15 protein-coding genes are annotated in these 13893 nt (G+C 73.3%); 8 read left to right on the top strand and 7 right to left on the bottom strand.

Going from position 1 to position 13893, the window contains the following annotated elements; genetic code table 11:
- The first annotated feature begins 78 nt into the window (after positions 1-78).
- Genes BMY89_RS24685 through BMY89_RS24675 form a run of 3 tightly spaced genes read left to right on the top strand, consistent with a single transcriptional unit; the run spans position 79 to position 3133 of the window.
- Positions 79-1185 carry an AAA family ATPase gene (locus BMY89_RS24685; RefSeq protein ID WP_092382465.1) on the top strand — a complete coding sequence of 369 codons (1107 nt, stop codon included), beginning with the start codon at positions 79-81 and terminating at the stop codon, positions 1183-1185.
- Complete coding sequence (locus tag BMY89_RS24680) at positions 1164-2186, top strand: DUF58 domain-containing protein (protein ID WP_372433289.1); 1023 nt, start codon at positions 1164-1166, stop codon at positions 2184-2186. The genes BMY89_RS24685 and BMY89_RS24680 overlap by 22 nt, the downstream gene beginning before the upstream one ends.
- A complete protein-coding gene (locus BMY89_RS24675; RefSeq protein WP_092382464.1) occupies positions 2183-3133 on the top strand; it encodes a VWA domain-containing protein in 951 nt (316 codons plus the stop codon). Before BMY89_RS24680 ends, BMY89_RS24675 begins: the two co-directional genes overlap by 4 nt.
- A gap of 11 nt (positions 3134-3144) precedes the next feature.
- Here the strand turns inward: BMY89_RS24675 and BMY89_RS30570 are convergent, their stop codons facing one another.
- From BMY89_RS30570 to BMY89_RS24650, 5 genes are all read right to left on the bottom strand, one after another.
- A complete protein-coding gene (locus BMY89_RS30570) occupies positions 3145-3297 on the bottom strand; it encodes a hypothetical protein (protein ID WP_170147773.1) in 153 nt (50 codons plus the stop codon).
- A 301-nt stretch (positions 3298-3598) separates the two neighbouring features.
- Positions 3599-4714 (bottom strand): acyltransferase family protein, encoded by a 1116-nt coding sequence (locus BMY89_RS24665; protein WP_092382462.1) that lies wholly within the window; start codon positions 4712-4714, stop codon positions 3599-3601.
- Positions 4711-5649: an alpha/beta hydrolase gene (locus BMY89_RS24660; protein ID WP_092382461.1), complete on the bottom strand. Its 939-nt coding sequence runs from the start codon at positions 5647-5649 to the stop codon at positions 4711-4713. The genes BMY89_RS24665 and BMY89_RS24660 overlap by 4 nt, the downstream gene beginning before the upstream one ends.
- A 131-nt stretch (positions 5650-5780) precedes the next feature.
- A complete protein-coding gene (locus BMY89_RS24655) occupies positions 5781-6443 on the bottom strand; it encodes a response regulator (RefSeq protein WP_092382460.1) in 663 nt (220 codons plus the stop codon).
- Positions 6440-7747 (bottom strand): sensor histidine kinase, encoded by a 1308-nt coding sequence (locus BMY89_RS24650; protein ID WP_092382459.1) that lies wholly within the window; start codon positions 7745-7747, stop codon positions 6440-6442. The genes BMY89_RS24655 and BMY89_RS24650 overlap by 4 nt, the downstream gene beginning before the upstream one ends.
- A 151-nt stretch (positions 7748-7898) precedes the next feature.
- On the opposite strand from BMY89_RS24650, the gene fabG reads away from it, so the two are divergent.
- The 4 genes from fabG (at position 7899) to BMY89_RS24630 (ending at position 11359) form a co-directional block, all read left to right on the top strand.
- The gene (gene fabG / locus BMY89_RS24645) at positions 7899-8603 is read left to right on the top strand and encodes a 3-oxoacyl-ACP reductase FabG (RefSeq protein WP_092382458.1); all 705 of its coding nucleotides are present in this window, start codon (positions 7899-7901) and stop codon (positions 8601-8603) included.
- Positions 8604-8630: 27 nt separating this feature from the next.
- Positions 8631-9398 carry an enoyl-ACP reductase FabI gene (fabI, locus tag BMY89_RS24640; RefSeq protein WP_092382457.1) on the top strand — a complete coding sequence of 256 codons (768 nt, stop codon included), beginning with the start codon at positions 8631-8633 and terminating at the stop codon, positions 9396-9398.
- Between the two features lie 112 nt (positions 9399-9510).
- On the top strand, positions 9511-10542 hold the full coding sequence (locus BMY89_RS24635) for a ferrochelatase (RefSeq protein ID WP_092382456.1): 1032 nt from the start codon (positions 9511-9513) through the stop codon (positions 10540-10542).
- A 37-nt stretch (positions 10543-10579) separates the two neighbouring features.
- The gene (locus BMY89_RS24630; RefSeq protein ID WP_092382592.1) at positions 10580-11359 is read left to right on the top strand and encodes an HAD-IIA family hydrolase; all 780 of its coding nucleotides are present in this window, start codon (positions 10580-10582) and stop codon (positions 11357-11359) included.
- 21 nt (positions 11360-11380) lie between these two features.
- Here the strand turns inward: BMY89_RS24630 and BMY89_RS24625 are convergent, their stop codons facing one another.
- Positions 11381-12154 carry an alpha/beta fold hydrolase gene (locus tag BMY89_RS24625; protein ID WP_092382455.1) on the bottom strand — a complete coding sequence of 258 codons (774 nt, stop codon included), beginning with the start codon at positions 12152-12154 and terminating at the stop codon, positions 11381-11383.
- Between the two features lie 28 nt (positions 12155-12182).
- Between BMY89_RS24625 and BMY89_RS24620 the strand changes: the two genes are divergently transcribed.
- Complete coding sequence (locus BMY89_RS24620; RefSeq protein WP_092382454.1) at positions 12183-12788, top strand: TetR/AcrR family transcriptional regulator; 606 nt, start codon at positions 12183-12185, stop codon at positions 12786-12788.
- 138 nt (positions 12789-12926) lie between these two features.
- Here BMY89_RS24620 and BMY89_RS24615 read toward each other — a convergent pair whose 3' ends face one another.
- On the bottom strand, positions 12927-13721 hold the full coding sequence (locus tag BMY89_RS24615) for a hypothetical protein (protein ID WP_092382453.1): 795 nt from the start codon (positions 13719-13721) through the stop codon (positions 12927-12929).
- Positions 13722-13893: the final 172 nt, after the last annotated feature.

Genomic DNA, 13893 nt, shown 5'->3' with positions numbered 1-13893 from the left:
CCTCCGTCGGTACTCAGCCGGGCATGCGAGGCTTGGTACCGCACACGCCGCGACGACCGATCACGCTGTGGAGGACCAGTGGCCCAGCCGACCACGCCCGACGCCCCGACGCCGAACGGAGCGCAACCGCAGGCGCCAGCGCCGCCGACCACCCCGGCGCAGGACGCCACGCTGCTGGAGCGGGCGTTGTTCGAGATCAAGAAGGTGATCGTCGGGCAGGACCGGATGATCGAGCGGATGTTCGTCGCGCTGCTCGCCCGGGGCCACTGCCTGCTGGAGGGCGTGCCCGGGGTGGCCAAGACCCTCGCGGTGGAGACCCTCGCCGAGGTGGTCGGCGGGTCGTTCGCCCGGGTGCAGTTCACCCCGGACCTGGTGCCGGCCGACATCATGGGTACCCGGATCTACCGCCAGTCCAGCGAGAAGTTCGACGTGGAGTTGGGCCCGGTCTTCGTCAACTTCCTGCTCGCCGACGAGATCAACCGGGCGCCGGCCAAGGTGCAGTCGGCGCTGCTGGAGGTGATGAGCGAACGGCAGGTCTCCATCGGCGGTGAGACCCACCGGGTGCCCAACCCGTTCCTGGTGATGGCGACCCAGAACCCGATCGAGCAGGAGGGGGTCTACCCGTTGCCGGAGGCGCAGCGGGACCGCTTCCTGATGAAGATCATCGTGGGTTACCCGACCGACGCCGAGGAACGGGAGATCGTCTACCGGATGGGCGTGGCTCCGCCCGAGCCCACCGCCGTGTTCGACACCGCCGATCTGATCGCCCTGCAACACAAGGCCGACCAGGTCTTCGTGCACAACGCGCTGGTCGACTACGCGGTCCGGCTGGTGCTGGCCACGCGTACGCCGGCCGAGCACGGCATGCCCGACGTGGCGCAACTGATCCAGTACGGTGCCAGCCCACGTGCCTCGCTCGGGCTGGTCCGGGCGACCCGGGCGCTGGCGCTGCTGCGCGGACGCGACTACGCCCTGCCGCAGGACGTGCAGGACATCGCGCCGGACATCCTGCGGCACCGGCTGGTGCTCAGCTACGACGCGCTCGCCGACGACGTGCCGGCCGACCATGTGGTGCACCGGGTGATGTCGACCATCCCGCTGCCGTCGGTGGCGCCCCGGCAGCAGGCCACGCCGCCGCCCGGCGCCGTGGCCCCGACCTCGGGGTGGCCCGGGCCGCGGCCGTGACCTCGACCACCCCTCGACCCGGCGATCGGGGTCGCCCACCGGACGTGGCCACCGACCGTTCCGGTGCGGTGCTCGCCCGGCTGCAACTGCTGGTCACCCGCAAGCTCGACGGGCTGTTGCAGGGCGACTACGCCGGTCTGCTGCCCGGGCCGGGCAGCGAGGCGGGTGAGTCGCGTGAGTACCGCCCCGGCGATGACGTGCGCCGGATGGACTGGCCGGTCACGGCCCGCACCACCACACCCCACGTGCGGCGTACGGTGGCCGACCGTGAGCTGGAGACCTGGCTGGCGGTGGACCTCTCGGCGAGCCTGGACTTCGGCACCGGCCGGTGGCTCAAGCGGGACGTGGTGGTCGCGGCGGCGGCGGCGATCACTCACCTGACCGTGCGGGGCGGCAACCGGATCGGGGCGGTGGTGGGCAGCGGCGGTGACGCCCCGGCGCCCCGGCGCGGCCGACGGGCGGTACCGCCGGTTGCGGGCCCGGGCCGGCTGGTCCGGCTGCCCGCCCGCTCCGGACGCAAGGAGGCGCAGGGCATGCTGCGCGCCATCGCCGGCACCGAGATCCGGCCGGGCCGAGGTGATCTCGGCGCGCTGGTCGAGATGCTCAACCGGCCGCCCCGGCGGCGTGGCGTCGCGGTGGTCATCTCCGACTTCCTCGCTCCACCGGCGCAGTGGGCGCGTCCGCTGCGCAAGCTGCGGGTGCGCCACGACGTGCTGGCGATCGAGGTGGTCGACCCGCGGGAGCTGGAGCTGCCCGACGTCGGGGTGCTCCCGGTGGTCGACCCGGAGACCGGCGAGCTGCACGAGGTGCAGACCGCCGATCCGAGCCTGCGACACCGCTACGCCGCGGCCGCCGCCGCCCAGCGCGCGGAGATCTCCGCCGCGATGCGCTCCGCTGGCGCCGCCCACCTGCGCCTGCGTACGGACCGAGACTGGCTGCTGGACATGGTGCGTTTCGTGGCCGCGCAGCGGCACGCCCGCACCCGAGGGACGACGAGATGATTCGACTGTTGCAACCGTGGTGGCTGCTGGCCGTGCTGCCGGTACTCGCCCTCGCCGCGCTGTACGTCTGGCGGCAGCTGCGCCGCCGGGACTACGCGCTGCGGTTCACCAACGTGGATCTGTTGCGCACCGTGGCGCCGAAGGGCCTCGGCTGGCGCCGGCACGTGCCGGCCACGGCGTTCCTGCTGGCCCTGCTGGTGTTGGCGGGTGCGCTGGCCCGGCCGGCGATGGACACCCGGGAGCCGCTGGAACGGGCCACGATCATGCTGGCCATCGACGTGTCGTTGTCCATGCAGGCCGACGACGTGCCACCGAACCGGCTGGAGGCCGCGCAGGAGGCGGCCAAGCAGTTCGTGGCGGAGCTGCCCGAGACGTACAACGTGGGGTTGGTCTCGTTCGCCAAGTCGGCCAACGTGCTGGTGTCGCCGACCAAGGACCGCCCGGCGGTGACCAGCGCCATCGACGGGCTGGTGTTGGCCGAGGCGACAGCGACCGGTGAGGCGGTCTTCACCTGCCTGGAGGCGATCCGCTCGGTGCCGGCCGACGGCGCGGCGGGAATCCCGCCGGCCCGGATCGTGCTGCTCTCCGACGGCTTCCGCACGGCCGGCCGGTCGGTGGAGGAGGCGGCCGCGGCGGCTCAGGCGGCGAACGTGCCGGTCTCCACCATCGCCTTCGGCACCGATGTCGGCCACGTCGACATCGGCGGACAGTTGCAGCGGGTGCCGGTGGATCGGCTCGCCCTCGCGGAGTTGGCCGAGACCACCGAGGGCTACTTCTACGAGGCGACCACGGTCAGCGAGCTGAAGCAGGTGTACCAGGACATGGGCAGCTCCGTCGGTTTCCGCACCGAGCCGAGGGAGATCACCCAGTGGTACGCCGGGGCGGCGTTGCTGCTGGCGTTGTGCGCCGGCGCCCTGAGCCTCCTCTGGTCCTCCCGGATGCTCTGAAGCGCGGGCGGTCAGTGGGTGCCGCTGGCCAGGACGAAGAGGACGGCCACCCAGACGGCGGCGAGGGTGAAGCCCAGCGGGGCGACGTAGCGGCTCATGACAGGCTCCGGAGTGGCGACGGCGGCCCGGGGCAGGGCGGACCGCAGGAATTGATCAGAACGCACACACACGAAGTCGTGACCGGGGGCTTCCGGTGGCACCCGCCGGCCGAGCCGCACCGACGGGGACGCCGGTGGCGGGGGCGGGGGGCGCGGGGAGCGGTGCCAGCTCAGGCGGAGCAGTGCTCAGCGTGGCTGGCGGTCGGCCCGGCCACGACTGGGAGGATCGCTATCTGGCACAGCGATCACCTCCTGCGGTCGGGGGCCGGGCGGGGCGGGCCGCCGAACGGCCCGCAAACGGTGATCAGCGTACACCCGTGCCCGGCACGGGACGCACTCGGCCGATCGGCCCACCGCCGGGGGGCCGTCAGCCGCCGGCCGCCTCGACTGCCGGTCCGGGGGACGGCGCGGGTGCGCTGCGGCGTCGGTGGACCAGGATGGCCAGGGTCACCGCCAGGACCGGCAGCCAGCCGACCCGGGCCAGCAGCCAGGTCGGGCCATCGGGACTGTTGTGCAGGCCCGGCTGGGCGGACCCGGCGCGCGCCACGAGCACGGCCAGTGCGACCAGCACCGGTTGGTGCCAGAGGTAGATCCGGACCGCGTGCCGGTTGATCTCGTGGACCAGCCGGCCGGGCAGCGGGTGGCGCGGCAGCCGGGCCAGCGCGGGCCGGGCCAGCAGGCCGAGCCCGACCTGGGTGACCGCGAGCGCCACCACCAGCAGGGACGGCGGATCCAGGTTGGACCGGCCGTCTCCGGGCACGCCGACCGCGCTGACCGGGTAGCGCAGGACGAGGACCGTGGCGAGGCCGGCCACGCCGATGGCGACCAGCCGGGCCGCATCGTGCCTGCCGGTCAGCCGGCCCTCGGCGTGGGCCAGGCCCAGCAGGTAGGGCACCGCCCACGCGGCCAGCACGGTCACCGGTGGTGGCTCGCTGCCGGCAGGCAGCAGCCGGGCGGCCAGGTCGACCGCGCCCACCACGCCCGTCGCGGTGACCGCGCAGCGCGGCGTGCCCCACCGGCGTACCGCGGCGCGTAACGGGCCGGTGAGCAGGACCAGGGCGAGCAGCGGGGCCAGGAACCACAGCGGGCTGAGCGAGAGGGTCAGCGCCACCGACAGGGTGTCGTCCGACACGCCGGCCACCGTGGCGGCCAGCAGCACGGCCGCACCCGTGCCGAGCAACGCCACCGCAGGCAGGAGCAACCGGCGCAGCCGACGGGATAGCCAGCCGGGGCCTGGATGCCGGGCGGCGGAGCGGCCCGAGGCGTACCCGGCGGTGAAGAAGAACAACCCGAGGGTCTGCAGCACCCAGCTGACCGGCGCCAGCGCCGGCATCGCGGTCAGCGGGCTGGCCAGGGTCAGGCTTCCCCCGGCGTCGAGCACCAGGCCGGTGACCAGCCAGTGGCCGAGCACCACTCCGACGACCGCGTACGCCCGTAGCCCGTCGATGGCAGGGTCACGGTGCGCGGTGAGTTGATCGTTCAACGTGCCGTTCCCGTCGCTGGCATGCCGAGCGACTCCGCCCGCGAACCGGCCGGTTCGGCGGTGCCGTACAGCACGACCGTGGCGATCGCGGCCAGGGTCGGCCCGCCGGGCAGGAGATACCCGTCGTGGCCGGTCGTCGCAGCCACCGGGAGTTGTCGCGCGCCGAAGGACAGGTCACCCGGGCGGATCCCGTGCCCCAGCCCGGGCAGCCGCACCTGTGGCACGCGACGGATCCAGTCGTTCGGCGCCTCGGCTGCCCAGACCCGGATCCGACCGAGTCGCTCGGCGCGGTCCACTCCCACCCCGACGCCGCCGAGGCTCACCAGGTCGGTCACCTGTGGTGGGGCGTCGCCGGCGGCAAGCCCGGCGACCAGCGCGCCGTAGCTGTGCCCGACGAGCGTGACGCGGGCGTCGGGTCGCCGCGCGGCCAGCACCCGCAACTGCTCGCCGAGGGTGCGTGCGCCATGGCGGGCACTGGCCTGGGATGCCGCCGCCGCGACCCCGTCCGGCGGGTCGTAGCCGAGCCAGGCCAGCACCGCGACCCGGGCGTGCGGTTCGGCGTCGCTCAGCGCGGTGTGCAGGTTCCGGGCCTGCCGGGCGGGAGCGCGGTGGGCGACGCCGCCCAACCCGCGGTCGAAGTCGGACAGACCGGTGCCCACTCCGGGGACCAGCACTGCGATCCGGTCTGCGGTGGCCAGGTCGCCGACGACCTCGACGACGCTGCCGTCGCCGCACCGGTCGAAGGACAGGAACTGCCGCCCCTGCGCCGTCCAACCGGAGTACGGCCGGCCGGCCGCGTTCATTGCGGCCGACGTCGCCGGGTATGCCTCGACGAAGCCAGCCGGCATGCCGCACGTCGTGGCGGGCGACGGTGCCACCAGCCCGGCGCCGAGGACCGTGGCGACCGCCAGTCGAAGAACCTCTCTGCGTGCCATGTGGTGTTTCCCTTCGCATCGCTGTCCAGCGCAGCGTGCGTCGAGGGCCGGGCGGTTGACATCAACCCGGGGAGCCGTTCACGATCCGCTGTCCGCTACCGGGGGACTACTCCCCGGCGGGCTACCCGGGACTAATCCCCGGCGGACACCAGCCCGGTCTCGTAGGCGAGCACGACGGCCTGGGCGCGGTCGCGCAGGTGCAGCTTGGCCAGGATCCGGCCGACGTGGGTCTTGACGGTCTGCTCGGCGACGACCAGTTCGGCGGCGATCTCGGCGTTGGAGCGGCCCCGGGCGATAAGCCGCAGCACCTCGGTCTCGCGGGGGGTGAGCGCGGCCAGCGTGGTGGGTCGGGGCCGTTGTCGCTGCGGCCGGGCGGCGAACTCGGCGATCAGCCTGCGGGTGACGGTCGGGGCGAGCAGCGCGTCGCCGGCGGCGACCACCCGTACCGCGTGCACCAGGTCGGCGGCCGGCGCGTCCTTGAGCAGGAAGCCGCTGGCTCCCGCGCGCAGTGCCTCGTAGACGTAGTCGTCCAGGTCGAAGGTGGTGAGGATGAGCACCCGGGGCCGGTCGGCCGGCCGGTCGCCGAGCAGTTTCCGGGTCGCGGCCAGGCCGTCTAGCACCGGCATCCGGACGTCCATCAGCACCACGTCCGGGTCGAGCCGGCGAGCCTCGGCGACGGCCTGGGCGCCGTCGGCGGCGTCACCGACCACCAGCAGGTCCGGCTGGGCGGCCAACAGCGCACCGAAGCCCTGCCGGACCATCGCCTGGTCGTCGGCGATCAACACTCGGATCATGGTGTCCCGTCCTCCCGGTGGTCGACCCGCGGCGGCTCGTCCGGGCGGGGTGCGTCATCGGGCAGCAGCACGTCGATCGCGTAGCCACCGTCGGTGGTGGGACAGGCGGTGAAGCTGCCGCCGAGGGAGACGGCCCGCTCCCGCATGCCAACCAGTCCCTGCCCGCCGCCGTGTGCGTCCGGCCCGGCCGGAGTGCCACCGGCGGTGTTCTGCACGCGTACCGCCAGGCCGCCGGCCCGGTCGCGGACGGTGACGCGTACCGCGGCGCCGCCCGCGTGGCGGGCCGCATTGGCCAGTCCTTCCTGGACGATCCGGTACGCGGCCAGCTCGACCGGTGCGGACGGCTCGGCGGCGACGTCGGTGTCCAGGGTCACCGCCATGCCGGCCCGGCGGGCGGCGGCCACCAGCGCGGGCAGGTCCGCCAGTCCGGGCTGCGGGGCGGTCCGGGGATCCTCCGACTCGCTGCGCAGCACGCCCAGCAGCCGCCGCATGTCGGTCAGCGCCGCCCGGGCGGAGTCGGCGATGGCGGCGAACTCGGCCCGGGCCGGGTCGGGTACGGCGGCGAGCCGGTACGGCGCGGTCTCCGCCTGCACGGCGATCATCGACATATGGTGTGCGACGACGTCGTGCAGCTCACGCGCGATGCGGGTGCGCTCCTCCAACACCGCGCGCCGCGACTTCTCCAACTCGCTCAGCTCCGCCTGCTCGGCGAGCGCCCGGCGGGCCAGCAGATTGCCCCGCACCAGGTCCCCGAGGATGAGCAGCACCACGAACAGCAGGCTGACGCCGACCTGGTTGCTCGGTGACACGAAGATCCAGACCGGGATGAGGCTGAGCAGCCCGATCCAGGCCAGGACAGCCCGGTCGACCCGGGCGGCCACGGCGGCGAGCACGACGACGATGACCAGGATCTGGGTCGGGCTCCACGGCCAGAACTCGCCTACCCCGGCGCCCACGACCACGGCGTCGTCCGCCTGCCGCCGGTTGAAGGTGCCGAACAACTCCCCGACGAGCATGATCCGCCAGGCCAGGAGTGGCCGGGTGAGCAGGATCGGCAGCGGTGCGACGGTGAGGATCGCGAGAACCCAGGCGGTGGCGATGGGCAACCCGCGCGAGTCCAGCAGGAACTGCGCGGTGACCAGGGCCAGCCCGAGCAGGGCAAGCAGTCCGAGGGTCCGGAGGGCGGCGGCCGTGCGGGGCCGGTGTCGCAGTCGGTCCAGTGGTAGTCGTACCCCCGGATAGTCCGGCCCGGCCACGGTGCGGCGCAGGGCCGCCAGCGCGGCACGGACGACAGTGCGGTCCATCCCCGGCAGAGTAGTTGCGCACCGCCGCCACGTCGTGCGACCGCAGATTGATCCCTCGGGTCGTACCCCGGTATGACGTGCGGCGGGTTAGTGATTACCGTGCGGTAACGCCTAGTCTCCAACCCGCAGCGATCTTTGGAGGGGACGCACCGTGTCACGAACTGTGCTGGTTACCGGAGGCAACCGCGGGATCGGCCTGGCCATCGCCCAGGCCTTCGCCAAGCAGGGTGACCGGGTGGCGATCACCCACCGGGGCAGCGGGGCGCCCGACGGCGTGTTCGGCGTGCGGTGCGACATCACCGACGCCGAGTCGGTCGACGCCGCCTTCGCGGCGGTCGAGGCCGAGCTGGGGCCGGTGGAGGTGCTGGTCGCCAACGCCGGGATCACCGACGACACGCTGCTGCTGCGGATGTCCGAGGAGCAGTTCACCCGGGTGCTGGACACCAACCTGACCGGCGCGTACCGGTGCGCGAAGCGGGCCTCCGGGAAGATGCTGCGGGCCCGGTGGGGCCGCATGATCTTCGTCTCCTCGGTGGTCGGCCTCTCCGGCGGTGCGGGCCAGGTCAACTACGCGGCCAGCAAGGCCGGCCTGGTCGGGGTCGCCCGCTCGATCACCCGGGAGCTGGGCAGCCGGAACATCACCGCCAACGTGGTCGCGCCGGGCTTCATCGAGACCGACATGACCGCCGGACTGTCGCCGGAGCGCAAGACGGAGATCCTCAAGTCGATCCCGGCGGGCCGGATGGCCAACCCGGACGAGGTGGCCGCGGTGGTCACCTGGCTGGCCGGCGACGGTGCCGGTTACGTCTCCGGCGCGGTCATCCCGGTCGACGGCGGCCTCGGCATGGGCCACTGAACCAGATAGCACGGAGGAATGAGCATAATGTCCGGACTGCTGGCCGGTAAGCGGCTGCTCGTCACCGGCGTCATCACCGACGCCTCGATCGCCTTCTCGGTGGCGAAGCTCGCCCAGGAGAACGGCGCCCAGGTCGTGCTCACCGGCTACGGCCGCCTCTCGCTGGTGGAGCGGATCGCCAAGCGGCTGCCCGAGCCGGCCCCCGTCATCGAGCTGGACGTGACCAGCGCCGAACACCTCGCCGGGCTGGCCGACCGGGTCCGGGAGCACGTCGACGGCCTCGACGGGGTGGTGCACTCGATCGGGTTCGCCCCGCAGAGCTGCCTCGGCGGCGGCTTCCTCGACGCCTCCTGGGAGGACGTGTCGACCGCGCTGCACGTCTCGACGTACTCCTACAAGTCCCTGGCCATGGCGGCGTTGCCGCTGATGTCGCCGGGCGGTGCGGTGGTCGGGCTGACCTTCGACGCCACCAAGGCGTGGCCGGTTTACGACTGGATGGGCGTGGCCAAGGCCGGGCTGGAGTCCGCCTCCCGATACCTCGCCCTGCACCTGGGCAAGCAGGGCATCCGCAGCAACCTGGTCGCCGCCGGCCCACTGCGCACCATGGCGGCCAGGTCCATCCCCGGCTTCGAGCAGTTCGAGGACGCCTGGGCCGGGCGGGCGCCGCTGGGCTGGGACCTGACCGACCAGGAGCCGGCCGCCCGCGCCTGCCTGGCGCTGCTGTCCGACTGGTTCCCGGCCACCACCGGCGAGATCGTGCACGTCGACGGCGGCTACCACGCCATCGGCGCCTAGATGAAAGGAGGGGTCCCCTTTTAACGCCTGCGGTATAGCAGGGGGCCCCTGTTAACGGCCGGGACCCGGGGGCGTTGCCGGGTCGCCGCCGGGCACCGGCAAGAATGGCCCCATGGAGTACGACGCGGTGGTGCTGGTTTCCTTCGGTGGCCCGGAGGGGCCGGACGACGTGCTGCCCTTCCTGCAGAACGTGACCCGGGGGCGGGGTGTCCCGCCGCAGCGGCTGGCCGAGGTCGCCGAGCACTACCAGCACTTCGGCGGGGTCTCCCCGATCAACCAGCAGTGTCGGGACCTGCTCGCGGCGGTCCGCGCGGACTTCGCCGCCAACGGCCTCGACCTGCCCGTGTACTGGGGAAACCGGAACTGGCACCCGATGCTCGCCGACACCGTGGCGCAGCTGCGCGACGACGGCGTACGGCGGGCGCTGGCCTTCGTCACCAGCGCCTTCGGCGGCTACTCCTCCTGCCGGCAGTACCAGGAGGACATCACCGCGGCCCGGGCGGCGGTCGGCCCGGATGCGCCCGTGATCGAGAAGCTCCGCCAGTTCTGGGACCATCCCGGCTTCGTCGAGCCGCACGTTGACGCGGTGCGGACGGCCCTGGCCCAGCTCGACCCGGCGCGACGGGACAGCACCCGGCTCGTCTTCACCGCGCACTCCATCCCCGTCTCGGCGGCCGACAGCGCCGGGCCGCACGGCGGTCGGTACACCGCCCAACTCGCCGAGACCGCCCGGCTGGTGCACGCGGCGGCGGCCCCGGACCTGCCGTACGACCTGGTCTGGCAGAGCCGTTCCGGCCCGCCGCACGTGCCGTGGCTGGAGCCGGACATCAACGATCATCTGGCCGCCTTGGCCGGGCAGGGCGTGACCGGCGTGGTGGTCAGTCCGATCGGTTTCGTCTCCGACCACCTGGAGGTGGTCTGGGACCTCGACACCGAGGCGCTGGACACGGCCAAGCAGCTCGGTCTGGACTTCGTCCGCGCCGGTACCCCGGGCATCGACCCGCGTTTCGTGACCATGGTGCGCGAGCTGGTGCGGGAACGGATCGACCCGGACGGCGTCGCCCTGCGCCGCCGCCTCGGCGAACTGCCCATCTGGGACACCTGTGCCACGGTCTGCTGCGTCCCGCCCCGCCGCCCGTCCTGACCGCTCGGCGACTTCGACACCCCTGGGGATGACGACCATGCAAGACCGCAAGCCCGTCGAGAGTTGGCTGACCGACATGGACGGCGTGTTGGTGCACGAGGGCCAGCCGGTGCCCGGCGCACCGGAGTTCATCACCCGGCTGCGTACCTCCGGCAAGCCGTTCCTGGTGCTGACCAACAACTCGATCTACACGCCGCGGGACCTGCAGGCTCGGCTCGCCCGGATGGGCCTGGACGTGCCGGAGCAGGCGATCTGGTCCTCCGCCCTGGCCACCGCCCAGTTCCTGGCCGACCAGCGGCCGGGCGGCACCGCGTACGTGATCGGGGAGGCCGGGCTGACCACGGCCCTGCACGCGGTGGGCTACGTGCTCAGCGACTTCGCCCCCGACTACGTGGTACTGGGGGAGACCCGCACCTACAGCTTCGAGGCGATCACCAAGGCGGTCCGGCTGATCAACGACGGGGCCCGGTTCATCTGCACCAACCCCGACGCCACCGGCCCCTCGGTGGAGGGTGCCCTGCCGGCCGCCGGCTCGGTCGCCGCGATGATCTCCAAGGCGACCGGCGTGGAGCCGTACTTCGTCGGCAAGCCCAACCCGATGATGATGCGGTCCGCCCTGAACACGATCAACGCGCACTCGGAGAGCACCGCGATGATCGGCGACCGGATGGACACCGACATCCTCTGCGGGTTGGAGGCCGGGCTGGAGACGATCCTCGTGCTGACCGGGATCAGCACCCGGGCGGAGTCGGAACGCTACCCGTACCGTCCGTCGCGGACCGTCAACTCGGTGGCCGACCTGATCGACGAGATCTGAGCGTACGGCGTCCGGCGGCGGTCACCGCTGGTCGTCGCGCCGCAGGAAGCCGGCGAGCACCGGGGCGAGGGTCTGCGCCGGTACGCCGTGCCACTCGCCGGTCAGGCTCAGGTGCTCGGCCGCCGGCAGCAGCGCCGCCGTGGTGGCGGCCATCCCGGTCAGGTCGTCGGTGCTGCCGAGGCTGTCCAGGACCAGCGTCGTAGTGGTGACCCGAGCCAGCAGCGACGGTCCGGTGGCCTCGCTGAGTCGGGCGTCGTACGCCAGGGTGTGCGCGACGGAGACCATCGCGTCCCAGTGTGGCGTGACGTGAATGGCGCCCAGCACCTGTTCGGGCACGCCGATGCTGCCGAGGAAGAAGCGCACCGCGTCGACGCCGGTCAGCTCGGTCAGTCTCGCCGTGAACGCGTGCTGCTCGGTGGGGTCGTCGTCGGGGTCGAGCGGTGGTTCCAGCAGGGCCAGTCGGTGCACGTCGAGCCCGGCCGCCGCCGCGTGCAGCGCGAGCAGGCCACCCGAGGAGTACCCGTACAGCGAGGTGGGCGCGCCGGCCTCGGCGATCAGCGCGGCGATGTCCTCGACCTCGCGTTCGGGGGCGTAGGGCGGGGTGTCGGTGCTGTCGCCACGCCCTCGGCGGTCGTAGCGGTAGACGGTGAAGCTCGGCGCGAGCAGGCTGGCCAACTCGCCCAGGGAGCTGTTGGCGCGGAAGTGGCCGGCGGCGTCGACGAGGATCAGCGGCGGTCCGGAGCCCTCGCGTTGGTAGGCGATGCGGGTGCCGTCCCGGGAGGTCACTGTACCCATGAACGGTACAGTACAGTACAGTTCAGTCATGCGGAAGGACGTCAACCGGCGCGCGATCCTCGACGCCGCCCTGGTCGAGTTCCTGGAGAACGGCTACGTCGCCGCCGGCATGGACCGGATCGCCGCCGGTGCCGGCGTCTCCAAGGTGACGGTGTACGCGCACTTCGCCGACAAACGCACCCTCTTCGAGGCGGTCTTCACCAGCGCCATCGCCACCGCCGAGCACACCGGCTCGGGGTTGGTGGAGGTGCTCGCCGAATCCGACGACCTGGCCCGCGACCTGCGCGCCTTCGCCCGCGAGCACATCGTCACGGTCACCGCGCCGCACCTCGTCCAACTGCGCCGCATCCTGATCGGCGAGGCGGGCCGCTTTCCCGAGCTGGCCCGGGCCTGGCACCGCGCGGCCCCGCAACGCGCCCACGCCGTCCTCGCCACGGCCATCGCCCGGCTGACCGAGCGTGGAGTGCTGCGCGTCGCCGACCCGCTGCTCGCCGCGCAGCACCTGAATTACCTGATCCTGTCGATCCCACTCAACGAGGCGATGTTCGCCGTCCGCGAGTCGTACCCGGTGCCGGAGCTGCACCGCTGGGCCGACGAGGCCGTTCGGGTCTTCCTGGCCGCCTACACCCGCTGACCCGGCGTGCGCTCTGCCCGCAGGTGGCGGCTCGCCGCCCGGGTGTGGCCCGGGGACCGCTGCGGGTGGCGGCTGGCCGGCCGGGGGTGCCCTCGGCCGCGAGAACTTCGTCCCGGGGGAGCCCGGCCCTGCTCGGGATCAGGGGCGCAGCGGGGCGTTGCAGGCGGCCACGAGGGCCTGCCGGCAGGCTGCGGTGAGCGGGCGCAGGGCGGCGTCGCGCTGCTGGGCCTCGTGGTTGTTGACCGCGCCGCCCGGCGCGGCGTGCCCGGCCAGGGCGAGTACGCGATCCAGGACGGCGGCGCGGGCGAACAGCCGGCGGGCGCGTGGGTCGAAGCCGGGCGGCAGGTCGGTGGTGCCGTCGGGGCGGCGTAGCGCCTCCAGGGCACCGGCCAGCTCCGGGCGCCACTGGGCCACGTCGAGCCGGGTGAGCGCGGCGGTGGTCTCGGCCAGCGCGGCGGCCAGCTCGGCTTCGGCCTCGGCGGCGCCGGGCAGCGTGAGCGACGCGGCGGGAGCGTTCGCCGGCAGCGGGTAGAAGCGCCAGAGCACCGTGGAGAAGGTGTCCCCGGAGCCGGAGGTGTGCACGCGTACCTCGGGGATCAGGCCGAGCGGGCCGGCGATCACCGCCTCGCAGGCGAGCAGCGCGGCGCCGGCGAAGTCGCCCGGTCCGGGAAGGCCGCGGGGATCGCCCGGGGCGGGCAGCACCAGCCGGATCTCGTCCGGCGAGAGCTTGGCCAGGGTGGGCAGGGCCTCCCGCAGCGACACGTCCGTCCAGGTGCCGGGCGCGTCGGCGACCAGGTGCTCCTCGTCGCCGGCGACCGCGTCGGCCACCTCGTCGAAGGGCACCAGGCCGGCGCGCCACGCGCGCACCCAGGCAACGAACCGGCTTGACCGGCGCGGCGCGAGGATGGCCGCACCCGCAGCGGGGGTGGACATGCGGAAAGAGTACGTGGTGACGCCCGTCCGTGTCTCGACTGCCGCGCCCACACCTCTCCGCCGCGCCGATCATGCAGTTGTGGTGGGTGTTTCGTCAATCTTCACGGCTTTTGAGACGTGCCACAACTGCATGATCGCGGAGGTGGGCCGGGGGCGGGGGGAGGGGGTGGTG

Source organism: Micromonospora phaseoli (assembly GCF_900109115.1).
Taxonomy (GTDB): domain Bacteria; phylum Actinomycetota; class Actinomycetes; order Mycobacteriales; family Micromonosporaceae; genus Micromonospora; species Micromonospora phaseoli.
Note: the sequence above shows the minus strand (reverse complement) of the source record. Positions and strands in the feature narration are given on the sequence as shown.

Coding starts and splice junctions, on each gene's coding strand:
- BMY89_RS24675 (WP_092382464.1), top strand. CDS start 2,183: ATGATTCGACTGTTGCAACCGTGGTGGCTGCTGGCCGTGCTGCCGGTA.
- BMY89_RS24660 (WP_092382461.1), bottom strand. CDS start 5,649: ATGGCACGCAGAGAGGTTCTTCGACTGGCGGTCGCCACGGTCCTCGGC.
- BMY89_RS24655 (WP_092382460.1), bottom strand. CDS start 6,443: ATGATCCGAGTGTTGATCGCCGACGACCAGGCGATGGTCCGGCAGGGC.
- BMY89_RS24650 (WP_092382459.1), bottom strand. CDS start 7,747: ATGGACCGCACTGTCGTCCGTGCCGCGCTGGCGGCCCTGCGCCGCACC.
- fabI (WP_092382457.1), top strand. CDS start 8,631: ATGTCCGGACTGCTGGCCGGTAAGCGGCTGCTCGTCACCGGCGTCATC.
- BMY89_RS24635 (WP_092382456.1), top strand. CDS start 9,511: ATGGAGTACGACGCGGTGGTGCTGGTTTCCTTCGGTGGCCCGGAGGGG.
- BMY89_RS24630 (WP_092382592.1), top strand. CDS start 10,580: ATGCAAGACCGCAAGCCCGTCGAGAGTTGGCTGACCGACATGGACGGC.
- BMY89_RS24625 (WP_092382455.1), bottom strand. CDS start 12,154: ATGGGTACAGTGACCTCCCGGGACGGCACCCGCATCGCCTACCAACGC.
- BMY89_RS24620 (WP_092382454.1), top strand. CDS start 12,183: ATGCGGAAGGACGTCAACCGGCGCGCGATCCTCGACGCCGCCCTGGTC.
- BMY89_RS24615 (WP_092382453.1), bottom strand. CDS start 13,721: ATGTCCACCCCCGCTGCGGGTGCGGCCATCCTCGCGCCGCGCCGGTCA.